This window comes from Ruegeria sp. SATB027, assembly GCF_059613825.1.
This window is the reverse complement of sequence record NZ_JBXWTH010000049.1, coordinates 1-17,950: the sequence shown is the minus strand read 5'-3', so window position 1 is coordinate 17,950 and position 17,950 is coordinate 1. Positions and strand designations below refer to the sequence as shown.

The 17,950-nt window shown below is 58.7% G+C and carries 21 protein-coding genes; 6 read left to right on the top strand and 15 right to left on the bottom strand.

Annotated features, from left to right (window positions below):
* Nucleotides 1-101: 101 nt before the first annotated feature.
* Nucleotides 102-701 carry a GntR family transcriptional regulator gene (locus AC2FPW_RS15490; RefSeq protein WP_496814402.1) on the bottom strand — a complete coding sequence of 200 codons (600 nt, stop codon included), beginning with the start codon at nt 699-701 and terminating at the stop codon, nt 102-104.
* A gap of 44 nt (nt 702-745) precedes the next feature.
* The gene (locus AC2FPW_RS15485; protein ID WP_496814401.1) at nt 746-1,657 is read right to left on the bottom strand and encodes a threonine/serine dehydratase; all 912 of its coding nucleotides are present in this window, start codon (nt 1,655-1,657) and stop codon (nt 746-748) included.
* Between the two features lie 79 nt (nt 1,658-1,736).
* Here AC2FPW_RS15485 and AC2FPW_RS15480 point away from each other — a divergent pair, with 79 nt between their 5' ends.
* Nucleotides 1,737-2,579: an LOG family protein gene (locus tag AC2FPW_RS15480; protein WP_496814400.1), complete on the top strand. Its 843-nt coding sequence runs from the start codon at nt 1,737-1,739 to the stop codon at nt 2,577-2,579.
* Between the two features lie 3 nt (nt 2,580-2,582).
* Nucleotides 2,583-3,683, top strand: a complete 1,101-nt coding sequence (locus tag AC2FPW_RS15475; protein WP_496814399.1) for a cystathionine gamma-lyase — start codon at nt 2,583-2,585, stop codon at nt 3,681-3,683.
* Here AC2FPW_RS15475 and AC2FPW_RS15470 read toward each other — a convergent pair whose 3' ends face one another.
* A complete protein-coding gene (locus tag AC2FPW_RS15470; RefSeq protein WP_480493903.1) occupies nt 3,684-4,067 on the bottom strand; it encodes a hypothetical protein in 384 nt (127 codons plus the stop codon).
* A 160-nt stretch (nt 4,068-4,227) separates the two neighbouring features.
* Here AC2FPW_RS15470 and AC2FPW_RS15465 point away from each other — a divergent pair, with 160 nt between their 5' ends.
* The 3 genes from AC2FPW_RS15465 to AC2FPW_RS15455 all read left to right on the top strand — a co-directional run bounded on the left by AC2FPW_RS15465 (nt 4,228) and on the right by AC2FPW_RS15455 (nt 7,206).
* Complete coding sequence (locus tag AC2FPW_RS15465; protein WP_267363719.1) at nt 4,228-5,148, top strand: DnaJ C-terminal domain-containing protein; 921 nt, start codon at nt 4,228-4,230, stop codon at nt 5,146-5,148.
* The gene (locus AC2FPW_RS15460; protein WP_267363720.1) at nt 5,145-5,483 is read left to right on the top strand and encodes a hypothetical protein; all 339 of its coding nucleotides are present in this window, start codon (nt 5,145-5,147) and stop codon (nt 5,481-5,483) included. The genes AC2FPW_RS15465 and AC2FPW_RS15460 overlap by 4 nt, the downstream gene beginning before the upstream one ends.
* A gap of 64 nt (nt 5,484-5,547) precedes the next feature.
* On the top strand, nt 5,548-7,206 hold the full coding sequence (locus tag AC2FPW_RS15455; protein WP_496753918.1) for a U32 family peptidase: 1,659 nt from the start codon (nt 5,548-5,550) through the stop codon (nt 7,204-7,206).
* Here the strand turns inward: AC2FPW_RS15455 and AC2FPW_RS15450 are convergent.
* From AC2FPW_RS15450 to AC2FPW_RS15430, 5 genes are all read right to left on the bottom strand, one after another.
* A complete protein-coding gene (locus tag AC2FPW_RS15450; protein ID WP_496814398.1) occupies nt 7,203-7,823 on the bottom strand; it encodes a cytochrome P460 family protein in 621 nt (206 codons plus the stop codon). The genes AC2FPW_RS15455 and AC2FPW_RS15450 overlap by 4 nt on opposite strands.
* A gap of 286 nt (nt 7,824-8,109) precedes the next feature.
* Nucleotides 8,110-9,297: a dual-specificity RNA methyltransferase RlmN gene (rlmN, locus tag AC2FPW_RS15445; protein ID WP_496814397.1), complete on the bottom strand. Its 1,188-nt coding sequence runs from the start codon at nt 9,295-9,297 to the stop codon at nt 8,110-8,112.
* Between the two features lie 93 nt (nt 9,298-9,390).
* On the bottom strand, nt 9,391-9,768 hold the full coding sequence (locus tag AC2FPW_RS15440; RefSeq protein ID WP_480484164.1) for a lysozyme inhibitor LprI family protein: 378 nt from the start codon (nt 9,766-9,768) through the stop codon (nt 9,391-9,393).
* A gap of 108 nt (nt 9,769-9,876) precedes the next feature.
* Nucleotides 9,877-10,044, bottom strand: a complete 168-nt coding sequence (locus tag AC2FPW_RS15435) for a hypothetical protein (RefSeq protein ID WP_209505044.1) — start codon at nt 10,042-10,044, stop codon at nt 9,877-9,879.
* A gap of 164 nt (nt 10,045-10,208) precedes the next feature.
* A complete protein-coding gene (locus tag AC2FPW_RS15430) occupies nt 10,209-10,745 on the bottom strand; it encodes an invasion associated locus B family protein (protein WP_209505046.1) in 537 nt (178 codons plus the stop codon).
* A gap of 179 nt (nt 10,746-10,924) precedes the next feature.
* Here AC2FPW_RS15430 and AC2FPW_RS15425 point away from each other — a divergent pair, with 179 nt between their 5' ends.
* The gene (locus AC2FPW_RS15425) at nt 10,925-11,923 is read left to right on the top strand and encodes an asparaginase (RefSeq protein WP_496814396.1); all 999 of its coding nucleotides are present in this window, start codon (nt 10,925-10,927) and stop codon (nt 11,921-11,923) included.
* Nucleotides 11,924-11,928: 5 nt separating this feature from the next.
* Here the strand turns inward: AC2FPW_RS15425 and AC2FPW_RS15420 are convergent, their stop codons facing one another.
* The 7 genes from AC2FPW_RS15420 to AC2FPW_RS15390 all read right to left on the bottom strand — a co-directional run bounded on the left by AC2FPW_RS15420 (nt 11,929) and on the right by AC2FPW_RS15390 (nt 17,670).
* On the bottom strand, nt 11,929-12,249 hold the full coding sequence (locus tag AC2FPW_RS15420) for a YciI family protein (RefSeq protein ID WP_267364302.1): 321 nt from the start codon (nt 12,247-12,249) through the stop codon (nt 11,929-11,931).
* Nucleotides 12,250-12,271: 22 nt separating this feature from the next.
* Nucleotides 12,272-12,700: an SRPBCC family protein gene (locus AC2FPW_RS15415; protein ID WP_171638619.1), complete on the bottom strand. Its 429-nt coding sequence runs from the start codon at nt 12,698-12,700 to the stop codon at nt 12,272-12,274.
* Nucleotides 12,688-13,017, bottom strand: coding sequence for an ArsR/SmtB family transcription factor (locus tag AC2FPW_RS15410; RefSeq protein WP_496814394.1), 330 nt, complete (start codon nt 13,015-13,017; stop codon nt 12,688-12,690). Before AC2FPW_RS15410 ends, AC2FPW_RS15415 begins: the two co-directional genes overlap by 13 nt.
* Nucleotides 13,018-13,058: 41 nt before the next feature.
* Nucleotides 13,059-13,937, bottom strand: coding sequence for a phosphoserine phosphatase SerB (gene serB, locus AC2FPW_RS15405; RefSeq protein ID WP_496814392.1), 879 nt, complete (start codon nt 13,935-13,937; stop codon nt 13,059-13,061).
* Between the two features lie 35 nt (nt 13,938-13,972).
* Nucleotides 13,973-14,701: a metallophosphoesterase family protein gene (locus tag AC2FPW_RS15400; protein WP_496814391.1), complete on the bottom strand. Its 729-nt coding sequence runs from the start codon at nt 14,699-14,701 to the stop codon at nt 13,973-13,975.
* A gap of 121 nt (nt 14,702-14,822) precedes the next feature.
* Nucleotides 14,823-16,418: a phosphoglycerate dehydrogenase gene (gene serA, locus AC2FPW_RS15395; RefSeq protein WP_496814390.1), complete on the bottom strand. Its 1,596-nt coding sequence runs from the start codon at nt 16,416-16,418 to the stop codon at nt 14,823-14,825.
* A gap of 97 nt (nt 16,419-16,515) precedes the next feature.
* Nucleotides 16,516-17,670 (bottom strand): phosphoserine transaminase, encoded by a 1,155-nt coding sequence (locus AC2FPW_RS15390; protein WP_496814389.1) that lies wholly within the window; start codon nt 17,668-17,670, stop codon nt 16,516-16,518.
* Nucleotides 17,671-17,950 lie beyond the last annotated feature (280 nt).

The window sequence follows — 17,950 nt, the reverse complement described above, 5'->3', positions numbered from 1 at the left end:
TCCCTACAGAATCTGTTCACGTTGATTTGGCCTATACGCAAGCCGGACCCATGGCGCAATGCGACGTAGACGGGCCCAATTGCGTCTGAGGCAGAGGGTCATCAGCTCGCGCGCCGAATATGGCGGGTCAGGATCGCCGTTGCTGTGGCCATTTCCTTGCGCTTCAAAGCCCGCACAATGGCCGCATGATCCGTGTCAGCCCGTTGCACCCATTTAAACCGCCATTGCGCGAACAGATGGCGTGCGCTTGCAATATGCAGATCGTCGATTGCATGCAAAAGCCGCGGCAGCCCGCAAGGCGTCAGAATGGCGCGATGGAACGTTCTGTTCAGAGCCTCCCATTGCGGCATCGACTGCGCCTCGTCACAGGCGATGCGTGCGTTTTCGATCTTTTCCAACGCGACCGGAGACATGTTTTGCATCGATTGCTGCAACGCCAGCGTTTCCAACGCCACGCGCATTTCGATCACCTCCCGAACCTCTGCCGGGTCCAGCGCCGTAACCCGCATTCCCTTGCGTGGTTCATGCCGGGCCAATCCATGCGCCTCAAGCCGCAACAAGGCTTCACGCACCGGAACATGGCTGGTATTGAAGGTTCGGGCAATATGATCCTGCCGTAGCTTTTCACCGGCTGCCAGCTCTCCGGTGATGATCCGCTGGCTGAGGCTTTGGTAAATCGTGTCGGAAATCATTGCAGTCATGGATTATAGATAAAATCCACCATCCACATCCACAACCCGATAATTCACCCAGCGAACGGGTCCGGCGCGATATTTGCACCGCACACCAGAACACCCACGCGTTCACCCTGTTCAGGTCGGTACGCACCCGAGGTCAAGGCGGCCAATGCGGTCGCGCCGGCAGGTTCTACCAGAATGCGATGCGCGCGCCAAAGCGCCTGTTGTGCCGCCGCGATGGCATCGTCTGACACCAGAACCGAACTCGTACCCTGCGCCAGTTCAAAACAGATTTCGCCGATCCGCCGCGCGCCCAGCGCGTTTGCGGCGATGCCCGACACGGAAACATCAACCGGCTCACCAGCGCACAACGCAGCATTCAACGCACAGGACGTTTCCGGCTCGACCGCCACAACCTTGCGCACGCCATCGAACCAGGCCAGCGCCCCGGCGATCAGCCCGCCGCCGCCAACAGCGACCAGTACCGTATCCGCCTGCAAGCCCTGGGCGTCCCATTCGGCAAAACAGGTCCCTTGCCCCGCCACCGTGGCCGGGGCGTCATAAGCATGGATCTGCATTGCACCCGTCGTTGCCTCATGCTCTTGCGCTGCGGTCAGCGCGTTCGCGTATTCACCGGAAACAACGCCCAGGTCGGCACCGGTTTGCCGGATCAGTGCGATCTTGGACGGGCCCGCCAGTTCCGGCACAAATATCTTTGCAGGATACCCCAGCGTCTGCGCGGCATAGGCCGCCGCCGCACCATGATTGCCACCGGATGCGGCGACCACACCCGCAGCCGGCACATCCGAGCTGAGCAGCGTATTGAACGCACCCCGCGCCTTGAAACTGCCAGTATGCTGTATGTGCTCGAGTTTCAGTTCAACCGGATAGCCGGGAATGTTGCTTTCCATAACCGGGGTCACCTGCGCATATCCCGCGATGCGGTCCCGTGCTTCCGATATTTCACTTTTCCAATTCATTCTCGTCTTTCCGTGACTGGCACTCTGCCCGCGAACCCTATAGCTGTTTGTCAAACACGCAAGCAGGGATCGATCACCGATGAGAGAAGACCGCCACAGTCCGTTTCGCGATGCGCAGACCGACCGCTCGACCGCAAAAGAGGTTCCGGACACACCGCAAACACGCTCTCTGGCCTACCGTCTGGCTTTCGCGGATGACGAGTTTCTGTGCCGGGACGAGCTGCGCCCTGTACGCTTGCAGCTTGAGTTGCTGAAACCCGAAATGATCATGACCGAGCGTGAGATCACGTCGACCATCGTCATGTTCGGCGGCGCCCGCATTCCCGAACCCTCGCAAAAGCACACCGCGCGGACAGAAACCCTGGCCGGTCTGTCGAAATATTACGATGAGGCGCGTGAGTTTGCCCGGCTGATGACCGTGAAATCGAAAGAAACCGGATGCCGCGAGAATGTGATCGTCACTGGCGGCGGCCCCGGTGTAATGGAAGCTGGCAATCGCGGTGCAAACGAAGCAGGCGGGTGCTCGATCGGGCTGAACATCGTGCTTCCGCACGAACAGGCGCCAAACAGTTTCGTGACGCCAGATCTCAGCTTTAATTTCCACTATTTTGCGATCCGCAAAATGCACTTCCTGATGCGCGCCCGCGCCATCACCATCTTTCCCGGCGGGTTTGGGACGCTGGATGAACTGTTCGAATCCCTGACCCTGATCCAGACCGGCAGAATGGATCGTGTGCCTTTCCTGCTGTTTGGCCGCGCGTTCTGGGAAAAGGTCATCAACTGGGACGCACTGGCGGATGCCGGTACGATCTCGGACGAGGATCTGGACCTGTTCCGCTTTGTCGATACCGCGCAGGAGGCGGCCGAGATCATCGAGAACTGGGAACCCGCCCCGCCCCGCGACGAAATTCCGGGGCGCTGAGCGATGAAACCCCCAAAGACAGGCGAAATGCTCCACCTGCGTGGCAACGCGTTGTCAAAAGGCGAACCCGTCGCCCTTCCACTGACGCAAAGCAGCATGTTCCATCTGCCCGGTGCGCCGGACGGTCACCCGACCTATGGCCGTGTCGATAACCCCACCTGGGTACATCTTGAGCATGTTTTGTCGCATCTGGAAGACGCGCCTTGCCTCAGCTTCCCGTCCGGCATGGCCGCGATTTCTGCGGCTCTGTTTGCAACGGTGCAAGCCGGTTCGCGCCTTCTGATCCCTTCGGACGGGTACTATGTCACCCGTCTGCTGGCGGACCGGTTCCTTTCGCGTCTTGGCGTGACAGTTGAAGAGCGCCCGACCACAGCGTTTGCCGCAGGTGGTTTTGACGGGTTTGACGTTGTGTTCGCCGAAAGCCCTTCGAACCCCGGTCTGGACATGATTGACCTGAAAGTTATAGCCGAACAGGTGCGGTCTGCTGGCGGGGTGACGATTGCCGACAATACGACGATGACACCGCTGGGTCAGCGCCCGTTGGATTTGGGCATCGACGTGGTCGTGTCGTCCGACACCAAGGCGATGGGCGGGCATTCCGACATGCTGATGGGTCACGTGGCCAGCCGCAACAGTGACATCATGGAACGGATCGAGGAATGGCGGAGAGTCTCCGGATCGATCCCCGGACCGCATGAGGCATGGCTGCTGCATCGCGGGTTGGAAACGCTGGATGTCCGGTTTGACCGGATGTGCAACTCGGCTCAGGTAATAGCGGAACAGTTGGCAGGTCACCCAGCGGTCAAGCAGGTCCGCTATCCCGGGCTGGCCGATGATCCATCACACACACTGGCGCAGGCACAAACGGCACGGTTCGGATTTCTGCTATCCTTGACTTTGGAAAGCGAAGACAAGGCCGAAGCCTTCATCAACACTTGCCCGCTTTTGCGCCCCGCCACCTCCTTCGGTGGTGTTCACAGCTCGGCCGAGCGCCGCGCGCGCTGGGGCGATAGTGTCGACCCGGCCTTCATCCGCCTGTCCGTTGGATGCGAACCGGTGGACGAACTGTGGAAGGCGATTGAGGCCAGCCTGAACGCGCTGTGATTACTTATTCGCGGCACGCAGGTCCTTGAAAACGTAGATCGGCAGTACCACGCTGGCGATCAGCGCCCCCAGCCAGACAAGCAGCGTCGCCGCCAGCAGGTTCGAGATACCGCCAACGGTCAGCCCGGACGCGATGAGGTCGGTCACCAGCAGGCCCACAAATGTCACGACCAGGGCGATCCCGCCTTTCAATGCGGGCGCTTTCTTTTCGCCAAGCTTCAGTATCAAGGGCTCGGCGATCACCTGAACGACGGTGAAAACAATCACAACCACGATAAATGAGATCGGTTTGATCGCGAAACCGGACAGTATCAGCGAAGCCAGCAACAGCCCGATGGCATTGCCGGCCAGCAGGGCCAAAGCGGATTTGATTCTGCGCGACATGGGATGGCCTCCGTCAATCTACAATCAGAAATATGAAGATATTAGCAGGCTTCTGAGTTTTTTCGAGACAATTCAATCGCCTCTTGCTTTTGACCCGTTGAAAACACGTGGTAGAACACATTCATCAAGATCAGACCTGTCCCTGACCCGTGAGTGTGAGATGAGCGACGATCCCTATTCCGTCCTTGGCGTATCGAAAGACGCCAGTGCCGACGAAATCAAGAAAGCCTACAGGCGTATTGCCAAGGAGTGCCACCCGGACCTGAAACCCGGCGATGCCAAGGCCGAGGCCAAATTCAAGGCCGCAGCTGCTGCGTATGACTTGCTGAAAGATCCTGAAACCCGCGCCCGTTACGACAATGGCGAAATCGACGCATCGGGTCAGGAACGCCCGCAACAACACTATTACCGGGACTATGCCGAGGCCGCTGGAAACCCCTATCGCGGGCGTCAGGCGGACCCGGACGACATGTCGGACATCTTTGCCGAATTCATGCGCGGACGCGGTGGATTTGGCGGCCAGCAAAGGCATGAGTTTCATGCGCCGGGGCATAACCTGAACTATTCCCTGCAAATCAGCTTTCTGGATGCCGTGTTTGGCGCCAGCCAGAAATTGACCCTACCAGACGGCAACCGGATCGAGGTCAAGATCCCCGCCGGTATAACAGAAGGTCAGACCATCCGTCTGCGCGGCAAGGGTGCTCCGGGTTATGGCGAAGGCCCTCCGGGGGATGCGTTGGTGACCGTCACGGTCGCCAAACATCCGGTGTTTGACCGTCAGGGCGACGACATCCATATCACGCTGCCGATCAGCATCGATGAGGCCATTCTGGGCGGGAAAGTCGCCGCCCCCACCATCGATGGCGGTGTGAACGTCAATGTTCCGGCGGGCACCAGCAGCGGCAAAACCCTTCGCCTGCGCGGCAAGGGGGTGAAGAAACGCGGCTCGTCCCTGCGCGGCGACCAACTGATCGAATTGACTGTCTCGATGCCCGACAAGATCGATGATGATCTCAGGCAGTTCATGGAGACATGGCGCGAAACGCACCGCTACGATCCGCGGAAAGGAATGCCGTCATGACCCTGACCGAAAAGGAACTGATCGAAACCGTCTCGCGCCTGACCTCGGACCGCCTGACCGAGTATCTTGCGGCCGAAATCGTGATCCCTGAACAATCGGAGCAGGGGCTGGTCTATCACAGTATCGACGTTGCCCGGCTGGAACTGGCTTGCGAGTTGCACGAGCAATACGACATGGAGGCCGATGCGCTGTCGATGATGATCTCATTGATTGATCAGATGCATGGGCTGCGCGCTGAACTGCGTGAGGTTCTGAACGCAGTCGAGGCGCAACCCGAGCCGGTGCGCAAACAACTGATCGAGGTCATTGGCACAGCGCGGTTCCGTCGCAGATAACAGGGTTTTGGGCGCAATGATTTTGGCGTAGAAGGCCGCCTTGATCCTTTGTCAGGTAGCTTCCATGACCCAGCCCAGATCCGAATTGCTGATGCCTGCGGGCAATCTGCGCAAACTTAAGCTCGCCATCCTCTATGGGGCAGACGCCGTGTATTTGGGCACGCCGGATATGTCGCTGCGCACCAAGTCCGAGTTTTCGCTGGACGAGGTGATTGAAGGGGTCGAGTTCTGTCACAGCCATGGCCGACGCGCCTACCTGACCCTGAACCTGTTCTCGCACAACAAAGACATCCCGAAGCTGGACGAATATATCGACACGGTGCGCAAGGTGCAGCCCGACGGGTTGATCATCGCCGATCCAGGCGTGTTCCAATACGTCCGCGAGCGCGCGCCCGAACTGCCGCTGCATATCTCGACCCAGGCCAATATCTGTTCGTGGCTGTCGGTGAAGTTCTGGCAGGATCAGGGGGCCGAGCTGGTGGTTCTGGCGCGTGAGGTTTCCTATCCCGAACTGGTCGAGATCCGTGAGAAATGCCCTGATATTAAGCTAGAAGCCTTCGTGCACGGCGCCATGTGCATGACCTATTCGGGCCGCTGTCTGCTGTCGAATTTCATGGCCGAACGCGGGGCCAACCAGGGCAACTGTGCCAATTCCTGTCGCTGGAACTATGGTCTGAAACTGCGCCTCAAGGATGGCACACATCAGGAGCTGCGTATCACCGAGGAAAACGCCGACCTGTTCGAATTCCTGCTGGAAGAAGGCTGCCGCCCCGGTGACCTGATGCCCATCGAAGAGGATGATCGCGGCTCGTACATCCTCAACTCACGCGACCTCTGCATCATGCCGAAACTGGATGAGTACCTGAAAATCGGTGTCGACAGCCTCAAGGTCGAAGGGCGCGGCAAATCGGAATACTACGCCGCGATCGTCGCACGAGCCTATCGTATGGCGATAGATGACTATTTCGCGGACCCCGAAAACTGGGACCCCAAGCCTTACATGCGTGAGCTCGAAACCGTCGGGAATCGCGGCTATACGCTGGCCTTCCACGAAGGGCGGCTGACCAATTACGCCCATGATTACGAACACACCGCATCCATCGCGCAATGGGAATATGCCGGGATCGTCACCGAAGTGACCGAGGATGCCTTTCTGGTCGAGGTGAAGAACAAGCTGGAACCGGGTGATGTGCTGGATTTCGTCTCGCCAGTTGCGCGCGACACGGTTCTGCTGCGGGTTTATGATTTCGAACGCGCCCATGATGGCGCACGGCTGGACGTGGTGCATGGCAGCACAAAAACCATCATTCGGATGCCTTTCACCCTGTTTGATCACGAGGATATCGACAATCTGCGCGCCCGTTTTCCGGTCTATTCAGTGCTGCGCAAGGAACGCGCCCTGACCGACGAACACTGGAGCCGCATTCGCTTTGACAAGCTCGTGCAGGGATTGGAAACCACCGGTCGCGACAACCCAACTGCCTATGCACGCCGCCGCGATGATCTGGTTGAAAAGATTGGCCAAGACGGTAACGAACGCCGATTCAAGACAAACCGCATCGGCACGGAAGGATGCTGCGGCAAGGGCTGCAACGGATGCCTGATCTTCTGGCAAGATGATAAATACGCGTTGGCCCGCGAGGTGCTGTCCAAACGGAAGCAAGGCGAACAGCTCAGCCGCCGTGAGGCGACAGAACTCAAGCTGCCGGGTGAACCGGCTTAGTTTCCCACCCGATATTCTTCGGGGATAAAGAACGTGTAGTCGCGATCCGCCACTTGTTCGTGACAGACGTGGCAATAGGCAACTTCGCTGGCACGGGCGCCCATGTTATCGCCAAACAAGGACCCGTCCGGCAGCACCATGATATAACGCCAGTCAGCGGTGTTCGGGCTGGTGCCTTTTGGCAGTTTTTCCATTATGAACATGGCGCCGGGGTGTATGTGACCTTCATCGGTCACCGTCATGCTGTCCTTGGCAAGCACCGATCCCACGGGCAGTTCTTCGCCCTGTTGCAATGTCCCATAGTTGTGCGCCATTCGGTTGGCATACGTGTTGACGAAACGCTGTCCGTGTGTGGCCGAGATATATGGCGCGTCGTTGAAAAGCGGCCAGCTTTGGTAGTTTAGAACCAGATCCAGTTGCGCCGCAGCATACCCCCGTGCCATGCGGCGGCTGAGCGAATGGTAGTGGGCCGCGGCCTCATCCTTGCTTAGCTCTGCCGGGTTTTCGATCGCGATGTGGGCGTTGTGACCATCCGCCGTTGCCAGTCCTGAAGAAACCAGAAGTGTCGCGCACGCAATGGCCTTGTGCTGGAGAATTATTCGAAGATACGAGTCCATTATTACGACCTACCTGAAAATCAGTTCGCCTGAGCGCCACGTGACGACAGTGTTCTTATTCTAGCGGCTCCGAGAACTCTTACCAGCTCAGGTCCCGGAATCTCACCGCCTTGTGCATCGATTTGAACCTGCATCCTGCGGCATTGAATCATTAAAATATAGCAAATTATGCATATTGAATCAGCATCTGAAACATTAAGTTTACAGGCACACTTCATGCGTGCAGGTGGTCATCTTGGACAATCAAAGCACGACCACCCGATCCATGATGAACCGGACAGAAAAACTACGGGGTTAAACCGGCTTCGGACTCAATCTGTTTGCGTGATTTGCGGGCACGTTCGGATGCCGATTTCAACTGACCGCACGCCGCCATGATATCCTCGCCCCGTGTCTTGCGAATGGGAGAGGCGTAGCCTGCCTGATAGATGATGTTGGCAAAAGCGCGGATGCGGTTGTTCGAGCTGCGCTTGTACGGCGCGCCGGGCCATTCGTTAAACGGGATCAGGTTGATCTTGGCCGGAATTTTGTGACGCTTGATGTGGTCGATCAAACGATGGGCATCCGCGTCGCTGTCATTCACACCGTCCAGCATCACGTATTCGAACGTGATCCGCTCGGAGTTCGAGGCATTGGGATAGCTGGCCAGCGCCTGCAACAACTCCTCGATATTCCAGCGTTTATTGATTGGAACCAGAACGTCGCGGGTTTCATCCGTGGTTGCATGGAACGAGATCGCCAGCAGACAGCCGATTTCCTCAGCCGTGCGCGCAATTTCGGGTACCACTCCACTGGTCGACAGCGTAATTCGGCGGCGCGACAGGGAAATCCCCTCGGGATCCATCGCGATCTTCATCGCATCGCGGACGTTTTCGAAATTGTAAAGCGGCTCGCCCATTCCCATCAGAACGATGTTTGACAGAAGGCGCGTTTCATCCTTTGGCGCACCGGGGGTCGGCCATTCGTCAAGATCGTCGCGCGCCATCATGATCTGCCCGACAATTTCGGCAGATGTTAAATTACGTACAAGCTTCTGGGTGCCCGTATGACAAAACGAACATGTCAGTGTACATCCGACCTGAGACGATATGCACAGCGTACCGCGATCTTCTTCGGGGATGTAGACCACCTCGACCTCGTGCCCGCCCGCGATCCGGCACAGATATTTGCGGGTGCCGTCCTCGGACACCTGTCGGGTCACGACCTCGGGTATCTCGACCACAAAGTTTTCGGCCAGTTGCGCACGGTACGCTTTGGCGAGATTCGTCATCTGGGAAAAATCGCGCACGCCCCATTGATAGATCCACTGCCAGATCTGACCGGTACGCATCTTTGCCTGCTTATCGGGCGTACCATGTTCGATCAGGACCTCACGCAAACGGTCGCGGGTGAGACCGACAAGGTTCACCTTCCCCTCGGGCAATTTGCGAGGGAGGGTCATGACGTCTTGAGTGATCGGCGCTTTGGGCGACATTGTGGTACCTGCTGAGGCGTATCTTCAAGGATTCTGGCTTGGGATGCGCCTCTATATAGGAACCTGTGCAAAGATCAAAAGGAATCGTTTCAGTCAGTCTGCAAAACTCAACAGTTCTTCAACGCGTGCCCGCCCCAAATTCACCCGGCATGATGTGATTGCGATACCTGTACCCGATCCGCCACCAAACGACGCGCCGACGGCGGTGCAATGCGTATCGCGATAGGTTTCCCAGGCCTGTTGCGCCGCTATGAGGGCAGGTTCAGCCACTATCCGCCCGGTGACCTCGTCCAGCTCCTTGGCAGATTGTACCGCCAAATCAAAACTCACCTGCAGCGCGCGCGAGACCCGTGCTTCCATCTCTCCGACGCAGGATCCGATTTCGACTTGTGATCCGGCGTCGGAACATTCCAACGCCGGGTCGGCGGTTGCGGTGGCTGGCAAAAGCAGCGCGATCAAGATCAGACGCATGGCCGCCTCATTCATCCATTCAGCTGGGGTCAGGCCAGAGTAACATGTTTTGCCAGAAAGGTTTAGATGCCGGTTGGCCCCCTAAACCAACGGAAATGCAGTTCCGCGTCAGACACCCGCGGGTGGGATATAGCAATCTTCGGCATCCAGGGTCTTGACCGGATCGTTCGGTCCGCATTGTTCGCCGGTTACAGGATAAGTCTCGCCCTTGTTTTCGCAGGCACTCAGCAGCATGGCTGATATCATCATCAACGCGACAAGAGATTTGTTCAGCATGGTGGCAACTCCTTGGTTTCTCTTGAACTGATTAGTTCGGAAATCGTCAGAGCTCACATTGATACGGATCAAGTAAACGGGTTGATCCTGCGTAAAGGTACAGGGGAGCGTAAAAACAAAAAAAGCCCCGCCAAAGACGGGACCATTTGCTTAGGTCGGGGTGCTTACTTGGTGCACCGCTTTTCAGCGTCTTCGATTGCTGCGGTAAAGCCCAGCAGCGAGAAGGTGTCCTTGGTTTGTGTGCCGCGTTCGGACCGGGCGGTCAGAACAGCCTCGGTACCGCGTTTCAGCGCGGTGACGATCTTGGCGTCATCTGCATCTGATGCGGGCCAGGCCCACTCACCTTCGGTGAACAGCTCAAACTCGGACCCGTCGACATTCAGGTTCACCGTCGATCCCGGTGCAAACGGATAGCCGCCGGTAAAGGTCACTTGTCCTTTGACCTCGGCATTGGGGCGATAGAACACAAACAACAGGATGTCGCTGCGCCGCACGGATACGACGCGCCCGCCCCGGGTGTTCACGGTTTCCTTGGGGGCCGAAACGCTCCAGCATTCGGTGGGATCATCTTCGACAAAAACGCTCCAGTCCGTTTTTGCAGCAACCCGGTTTGTGCTTGTCGCCTGTTGGGCGAGTGCAGACGTTGCGGCGATGCCTGCCACACACAGGCCCGCGATCGTACGAACGAGCATTGATCCCATTTGTCCAGCCTCCTAGCTCGACCGATACCTCAAATCCATCGGACATGGCTGCGAACCCTTCCGGCCCGTCTATTCCGTTGCGCATTCCGATGATTGCCGACATACACACACTAACGCAGGTTTCGCCACAGGCGAAAGGGCGATTGGCAGAATTTTGCGCATAAATTTCGGAGGTCCAGATGACGCAGCCCGTAGCAATGACAGAACTGTGGCGTGGCAACTTGCTGGAAAGCCTGCATTTGGGCCACGCGGTCATCTGCGACGACACCGGCCAGATCGTGCGCAGCTGGGGCGACCCGCAGGCAGTTATCTATCCGCGCTCATCCGCCAAGATGATTCAGGCGCTTCCGCTGGTCACGTCGGGAGCCGCGGCAAAATACGGATTGAACAGCGAACATCTTGCGCTGGCCTGCGCGTCCCACAATGGGGCCGCGATCCATACCGACCGCGTGACAGCGTGGCTTGATCATCTGGGGCTGAGCGAGCACGACTTGCGCTGCGGGCCACAGGAGCCAGCGGACACTGCCGCGCGGGATCGGCTGATTCTGGCGGATGACACCCCGTGCCAGATCCACAACAATTGTTCCGGCAAGCATTGTGGTTTCCTGACACTGGGTCAGCATATGGGCGCAGGACCGGAATATCTGGAAATCGACCACCCGGTGCAGCAGGCCTGCCTGTCTGTCATCGAAGAGACGTCAGGCGAAACCAGCCCCGGTTACGGTATTGACGGCTGTTCCGCCCCGAATTTCGCCGTGTCGCTGGCCGGGCTGGCCCGGTCGATGGCGTGGTTCGCAAGCGCCTCGGATCGGTCCGACCGTTCCAGCGAGGCGGCGGTTCAGTTGGTGGCAGCCATGGTGAAGCATCCGGAACTGGTTGCCGGTGAGACCCGTGCCTGCACCGAACTGATGCGCGCCATGAACGGGCGCGTCGCCATCAAGACCGGGGCCGAGGCGGTGTTTGTGGCCATCATCCCGGAAAAACGCATGGGCGTTGCGTTGAAGATCACCGATGGCACCACACGGGCCAGTGAATGTGCCATCGCCGCCATTCTGGTGAGCCTTGGTGTGCTGGAGGCCGATCACCCGGCCACCCGCAAATTCATGAACGCCACGCAATACAGCCGCCGGGGGCTGGAATGCGGCGTGATCAAACCTGCGCCGGGTTTCCCCGGCTAAGGCCGCTACATCTCGATCTCGTGCACCTCGGCAACCTCGACCGAGCCCGAACCGTTGACGACCATCGGACAGCCCTTGGCCATCTCGGTCGCGGCTTCGATGCTGTCGGCCTTAATCACGGTAAAGCCCGAAGCCGGGTTCGCACCGCCATTGTCGACAACCCCGCTGCTGCTGACCGTATAGGACTGTCCGACCGGGTTGCCGGGGATCTCTAACGCTTCGGCCATACCCTGAAACCATGCGCCCCAAGCGGCCATGGTCGCCTCGATCTCGGCGGGGTCGGTCGGGGTGTGTCCCCCGTGATAGACAAACAAATATTGGGGCATATCGCTCCTCCCTGATGAAACCTTATTTGCACTTCGCTTCGAGTTTGCGCAGCGAAGACGTCCAGCCCTGATTGTGGTTCGCGGCTGCTTCGGCATCGGCCAGTTCGCGGTGGTCCAAAACCAGGCGTGACCCCGTGCCTGTCGCTGTGACTGTAAAGGTGACGTGGCTTTCGGCCCCGCGCTGATCCTGATCGTCATGCCAGCCCCAAGTAAACCCTACTGAGTTTGGCGGGTCGACATGCGTGACGTGGCCCGAGACCTTGTATTGCTGGCCCTCGCCGTTTTCCATGACCGAATACCACGGGCCGGTGCGCGAGAAATCCAGATTGTGTTCAGGCACGTGCATCCCTTCGGGCCCCCACCATTGCAACAACCGGCTGCCGTCGCTGATCCATGCAAACAGGTCTTCTGGGCTGACGGGGAAGTCCCGTTCCAGTTTCAGGTCGGCCATGAATTCTCCCTTTCGATGATATCACTGAGGCGATCGAGGCTGCTTTCCCAGAATTGCCGTTTGGAGATCGTCCAGTTGGCAATCATCCGCAGCCCGTCGGGCCGGATGGAGTACATCCGTTGGGTGCCCCGCACGCGCTGTTCAACCAGCCCGGCTTCGCGCAATACTTTCAGATGGCGCGAAATCGCAGCGCCGGAGATTCCGCGCCCTACGATCAGGTCACCGGCGGGCAGTTCGCCCTGCTCCATCAGTTGCTCGACAATCGAGAACCGGGTGGCGTCGGACAAAGCGGAAAAGGTGGTCAGAAGCGTGCTCATGACCGATATTTAACACAAATGTTAAATAATGAAAAGCCCTGTCAGGATTCGACGAAATCCGCGCGACTGTACCCTTGCAGGTAAAGCAGTGCCGTCAGGTCGCCGTGATTCACCCGCACGTCGCATTTCGCAGCCACCGACGGTTTGGCATGAAGGGCAACCCCGGTTCCGGCCCGCCCCAGCATACCCAGATCATTGGCCCCGTCGCCGACGGCGATCACGTCATCCTCGGACAGGCCAAGGCGAGTGGAGATCTGTTCAAGCGCCTCGATTTTGGCCTGACGTCCCAGAATAGGACGCGCCACATCGCCCGTCAGTTTGCCATCTGCGGCCAGCAGAGTGTTGGCGCGGTTTTCATCGAACCCCAGCAATTCTGCCACCCGCGTGGTGAAGGCGGTAAAGCCACCGGACACCAGTGCAGCATAGGCTCCGTTAGCCCGCATCGTTGCCAGCAACGCCTGTCCGCCGGGCATCAGGGTGATCCGTTCGCGCAGAACTTTGCCAATGACGCTTTCATCCAGATCCTTCAGCAGACCAACCCGTTCGATCAGGGCACCTTCGAAATCCAACTCTCCGTTCATGGCGCGGGCGGTGATGTCCTTGACCCTTTCGCCGACGCCAGCCTCATCCGCCAGTTCATCAATGCATTCCTGCTGGATCATGGTGCTGTCCATATCGGCCAGCAGCATCTGTTTGCGCCGCCCCTGTGCGGGCTGCACAATCAGGTCCACGCCCATGCCCTGCAAGTCTGCCCAAACGTCCCAGCGATTGGCGGGCATGTCGCGCAGGTCAAACTCGACCGCCTCGTCCGGGCTGAGCCACAGGACATCCCCACCGCCCCACGCGTTGCGCAGCGATTCCGGCAAGGCACGGTCCAGTGAAGGTGCAGCCGGGTTGGTCAGCAAAGTGGCGACATACATATTAAATCTCCAATGTCATACCCAGGCGAGCAGACTCAGGGCGTCAACGGTGTTCGACCCTGTTCGGTCAGTTCCCAGCAATTCTGTCCCTCGAATGCGGCGACGCCCGTCGGGCGTCCGTACCCGGCCCCCGTGTCCAGATTGATCCGGTTGCCATAATGCGTCGCCTGATCCACAGGCGTGTGTCCATGAACGATCAGTTTGGGATGCGGGCCTTGGTAGTCGTGGAAGTCCTGTCTGATCCAGATCAGATCACTTGCCTGCTGTTCATTCAGTGGCACACCCGGACGGATTCCCGCATGAACAAAGGCAATCTCGGGCGTCTGATGCATCACCACCAGATCGCGCAGAAAGGTCAGGTGCGATTTCGGCACGGCTGCCTGTGCCATACGGTGCAGGTTTTCAAGGCGAATCTGACCTTCGAATTCCACCCCATAGCTGCGCAGGGTGTCGATCCCGCCCAACCTGTCATGCAGCCAGTGGTATCCCACCAACAAATGCGGATCGTGGCGCGGAGTGTCCTCCATGAACCAGGCAAACATGCGGTCGTGATTGCCCAGCAGAGTGATCCAGTTTCGGCCAGCATCGCGCCCGGCAATCAGGCGTTCGATCAGCCCGCGACTGTCAGGGCCGCGGTCAACGTAGTCACCCAGAAACACGATCTGAGCATCGGGGCCGCCGTCGCTTTGGATCAGGGACAGCGCGCGCTCCAGCTCAGCCACCTGCCCGTGCAGATCACCAATAACATAGATTGGCTGTGTCATAGACGGCCTCCGGCGGTAAAGTTCAGCTTGCTTGTGCCTCAGATCGCAACCGGAGAGAACAAGTGACCCGATCGCACGTGCAACCGGGTCCTGAACTGTTTCTCAAACTCAACAGCCCCGATCAGGCGACGTCGAATTCCAGCGGCTTGATCTGCGTGAACAGGCCTGTTTCGGCAAGCTTCGCCCGCGCTTCGGCCGGGACCGGTTCGTCGACATAGAGCAATGCAATCGCTTCGCCTCCGGCCTCTGCGCGGCCGAGGGTAAAGTTGGCGATGTTGACGTTGTTTTCACCCATGGTTTGACCCAGCGTGCCGATGATGCCGGGCACGTCTTCGTTGGTGGTGTACAGCATATGAGCACCGACCTCGGCATCGATATTGATGCCCTTAATCTGGATAAAGCGCGGCTTGCCATCGCTGAACACCGTGCCAGCGATCGACCGTTCACGCTTGTCCGTTACGACCGTGACTTTGATATAGCCATCAAAAACACCCGACTTGTCCTGATTGGTGGTCGAGATTTTGATCCCGCGCTCTTTCGCGACCACAGGGGCCGAGACCATGTTCACCTCGGGGTTGAACTTTTTCATGATCCCCGCGACCACCGAACAGTTCAGCGCGGCCAGGTTCATTTCAGCGGCCACACCGTCATAGAGGATGTTGATCGCCTTGACCGGCTCGTCCGTCATCTGGCCAATGAAGCTGCCCAGATGACCTGCCAGCTTGATCCACGGCCCCATCAGCTTGGCTTCTTCCGCGGTCACGCTGGGCATGTTCAGCGCGTTCTCGACCGCGCCTGTCAGCAGGTAGTTCGAAATCTGTTCAGCCACCTGCAGCGCCACGTTCTCCTGCGCCTCGGTCGTCGCCGCGCCCAGATGGGGCGTGCAGACCACGTTGGGCAGGTTGAACAATGCGTTGTCCTTGGCGGGTTCTTCGCTGAACACGTCAAAGGCCGCTCCGGCAACATGGCCGGATTGCAGCATCTCGGCCAGCGCCACTTCATCGACCAGACCGCCACGGGCACAGTTGATGATCCGTACACCCTTTTTGGTTTTGGCCAGATTCTCGCGGCTCAGGATGTTGCGGGTCTGATCCGTCAGCGGCACATGCAGGGTGATGAAATCGGCACGCGCCAGCAGTTCGTCCAGCTCGACCTTTTCCACGCCCATCTTAGAGGCTTTCTCTTCGCCCAGATAAGGATCATAGGCGACAACCTTCATCTTCAGGCCCAACGCACGTTCGCACACGATGCCACCAATGTTGCCGGCACCGATCACGCCCAGTGTCTTGTTGGTCAGCTCGATCCCCATGAACTTGGACTTTTCCCACTTGCCCGCATGGGTCGAGGTGCTGGCCTCGGGGATCTGCCGCGCCACGGCGAACATCATCGCGATGGCGTGTTCGGCGGTGGTGATCATGTTGCCGAAGGGCGTGTTCATCACGATCACACCTTTTTTCGAGGCCGCCTCTTTGTCGACATTGTCGGTGCCGATCCCGGCGCGGCCGATGACCTTCAGCCTGTCGGCTTTTTCCAGAAGGGTCGGTGTGACCTTGGTGGCCGAACGGATGGCAAGACCGTCATATTGACCGATCACCTCGGCCAGCTTGTCCTTGTCTTTGCCCAGCTCGGGCATGAAATCCACGTCGATGCCACGGTCGCGGAAAATCTGCACTGCGGTTTCGCTGAGCTTGTCGGATACCAGTACTTTGGGAGCCATTTTGATTGGTCCTTTGAATTCTTCAGGGGGATAGCGGGCTGACGCCCGCCCTATGTCGGTGATGGGGTAGGCCGGGCTTCAGCCCGGCACATGAAACTCAGGCAGCCTGCGCCTGCGCTTTGATCTCGGTCGCAAAGGCCCAGGCCAGCCAGGGCAGCATCGCCTCGATATCCGAGGTTTCAACCGTACCGCCGCACCAGATGCGCAGACCTGCTGGCGCGTCGCGATAGGCGCCGATATCCAGCGCGATATTCTCGGTCTCAAGCCGCTTGGCGACTGCCTTGGCAAAGGCAGCACCGTCCTGAATACGCGCGTCGGTGAACTTCAGGCAGACCGAAGTGTTCGACCGTGTCGCCTCATCCTCGGCCAGGTTTGCGATCCAGCCGTTCTGGTCGCAGAACGCGTGTACCGCACCCGCATTGGCATCCGCACGCGCGATCAACCCCTGCAATCCGCCCACCGAGCGGGCCCAGTCCAGCGCAAAGAGATAATCTTCGACCGCCAGCATTGACGGCGTGTTGATCGTTGCCCCGTTAAAGATGCCTTCGATCAGTTTGCCGCTCTTGGTCAGGCGGAAAATCTTGGGCAGCGGCCATGCGGGGGTATAGCTTTCCAGCCGTTCAACGGCGCGCGGGCTGAGGATCAGCATCCCGTGGGCCGCTTCGCCGCCCAGCACTTTCTGCCAGCTGAAGGTTGTTACATCCAGCTTGTCCCAGGGCAGATCCATCGCAAAGGCCGCCGAGGTTGCATCGCAGATCGTCAGGCCCTGGCGGTCATCGGCAATCCAGTCGCCATTGGGTACCCGTACACCCGAGGTTGTGCCGTTCCACGTGAACACCACGTCATTTGCGAAATCGACCGAGGCCAGATCAACGATCTGCCCGTAATCCGCGGTCTTCACCTCGGCGTCGATCTTCAGCTGCTTGACCACATCGGTCACCCAGCCGGACCCAAAGCTTTCCCAGGCTAGCATCTCGACCTTGCGCGCACCCAGCAAAGACCACAGCGCCATTTCAACCGCGCCGGTGTCCGAGGCGGGAACGATGCCAATGCGGTAATCCGCCGGAATGCCCAGAATCTCGCGCGTGCCTTCGATGGCCGCCTTCAGCTTATCCTTGCCGACAGCGGCGCGGTGCGACCGGCCCAATGCGGCATCAGCCAGTTTTGTCAGGTCAAATGTGGGGGGTTTGGCACAGGGGCCCGAAGAAAAACGCGGACTTGCCGGCCGCGTCGCCGGTTGTTCGATCGTCATGTGTATTACCCTTCCAGATACACGCCCCTCGTTGGGGAGGGGTGTCCCACGGACAGACCTAGGGGGCCTTCGCACCTGCAGCAAGCAGAAAAGACGCTTTACCGGGTAAAAACGACATCTGAAACGGGCACAAATCAGAACACGCGTTTCCGATTGGCGAAAAACCCCGCCGATGTTTCGGCGGGGTAGGGTTGTGTTACTCTGCGGCGTCTTCGTATGCGTCCATTGGTGGGCATGTGCAGACGAGGTTTCGGTCGCCGTATGCGTTGTCGACGCGGTT

Excerpts from the sequence above, each read along its gene's own strand:
- AC2FPW_RS15490 (WP_496814402.1), bottom strand. The coding sequence starts at position 701 with ATGACTGCAATGATTTCCGACACGATTTACCAAAGCCTCAGCCAGCGG.
- AC2FPW_RS15485 (WP_496814401.1), bottom strand. The coding sequence starts at position 1,657 with ATGAATTGGAAAAGTGAAATATCGGAAGCACGGGACCGCATCGCGGGA.
- AC2FPW_RS15480 (WP_496814400.1), top strand. The coding sequence starts at position 1,737 with ATGAGAGAAGACCGCCACAGTCCGTTTCGCGATGCGCAGACCGACCGC.
- AC2FPW_RS15475 (WP_496814399.1), top strand. The coding sequence starts at position 2,583 with ATGAAACCCCCAAAGACAGGCGAAATGCTCCACCTGCGTGGCAACGCG.
- AC2FPW_RS15470 (WP_480493903.1), bottom strand. The coding sequence starts at position 4,067 with ATGTCGCGCAGAATCAAATCCGCTTTGGCCCTGCTGGCCGGCAATGCC.
- AC2FPW_RS15465 (WP_267363719.1), top strand. The coding sequence starts at position 4,228 with ATGAGCGACGATCCCTATTCCGTCCTTGGCGTATCGAAAGACGCCAGT.
- AC2FPW_RS15460 (WP_267363720.1), top strand. The coding sequence starts at position 5,145 with ATGACCCTGACCGAAAAGGAACTGATCGAAACCGTCTCGCGCCTGACC.
- AC2FPW_RS15455 (WP_496753918.1), top strand. The coding sequence starts at position 5,548 with ATGACCCAGCCCAGATCCGAATTGCTGATGCCTGCGGGCAATCTGCGC.
- AC2FPW_RS15450 (WP_496814398.1), bottom strand. The coding sequence starts at position 7,823 with ATGGACTCGTATCTTCGAATAATTCTCCAGCACAAGGCCATTGCGTGC.
- rlmN (WP_496814397.1), bottom strand. The coding sequence starts at position 9,297 with ATGTCGCCCAAAGCGCCGATCACTCAAGACGTCATGACCCTCCCTCGC.
- AC2FPW_RS15440 (WP_480484164.1), bottom strand. The coding sequence starts at position 9,768 with ATGCGTCTGATCTTGATCGCGCTGCTTTTGCCAGCCACCGCAACCGCC.
- AC2FPW_RS15435 (WP_209505044.1), bottom strand. The coding sequence starts at position 10,044 with ATGCTGAACAAATCTCTTGTCGCGTTGATGATGATATCAGCCATGCTG.
- AC2FPW_RS15430 (WP_209505046.1), bottom strand. The coding sequence starts at position 10,745 with ATGGGATCAATGCTCGTTCGTACGATCGCGGGCCTGTGTGTGGCAGGC.
- AC2FPW_RS15425 (WP_496814396.1), top strand. The coding sequence starts at position 10,925 with ATGACGCAGCCCGTAGCAATGACAGAACTGTGGCGTGGCAACTTGCTG.
- AC2FPW_RS15420 (WP_267364302.1), bottom strand. The coding sequence starts at position 12,249 with ATGCCCCAATATTTGTTTGTCTATCACGGGGGACACACCCCGACCGAC.
- AC2FPW_RS15415 (WP_171638619.1), bottom strand. The coding sequence starts at position 12,700 with ATGGCCGACCTGAAACTGGAACGGGACTTCCCCGTCAGCCCAGAAGAC.
- AC2FPW_RS15410 (WP_496814394.1), bottom strand. The coding sequence starts at position 13,017 with ATGAGCACGCTTCTGACCACCTTTTCCGCTTTGTCCGACGCCACCCGG.
- serB (WP_496814392.1), bottom strand. The coding sequence starts at position 13,937 with ATGTATGTCGCCACTTTGCTGACCAACCCGGCTGCACCTTCACTGGAC.
- AC2FPW_RS15400 (WP_496814391.1), bottom strand. The coding sequence starts at position 14,701 with ATGACACAGCCAATCTATGTTATTGGTGATCTGCACGGGCAGGTGGCT.
- serA (WP_496814390.1), bottom strand. The coding sequence starts at position 16,418 with ATGGCTCCCAAAGTACTGGTATCCGACAAGCTCAGCGAAACCGCAGTG.
- AC2FPW_RS15390 (WP_496814389.1), bottom strand. The coding sequence starts at position 17,670 with ATGACGATCGAACAACCGGCGACGCGGCCGGCAAGTCCGCGTTTTTCT.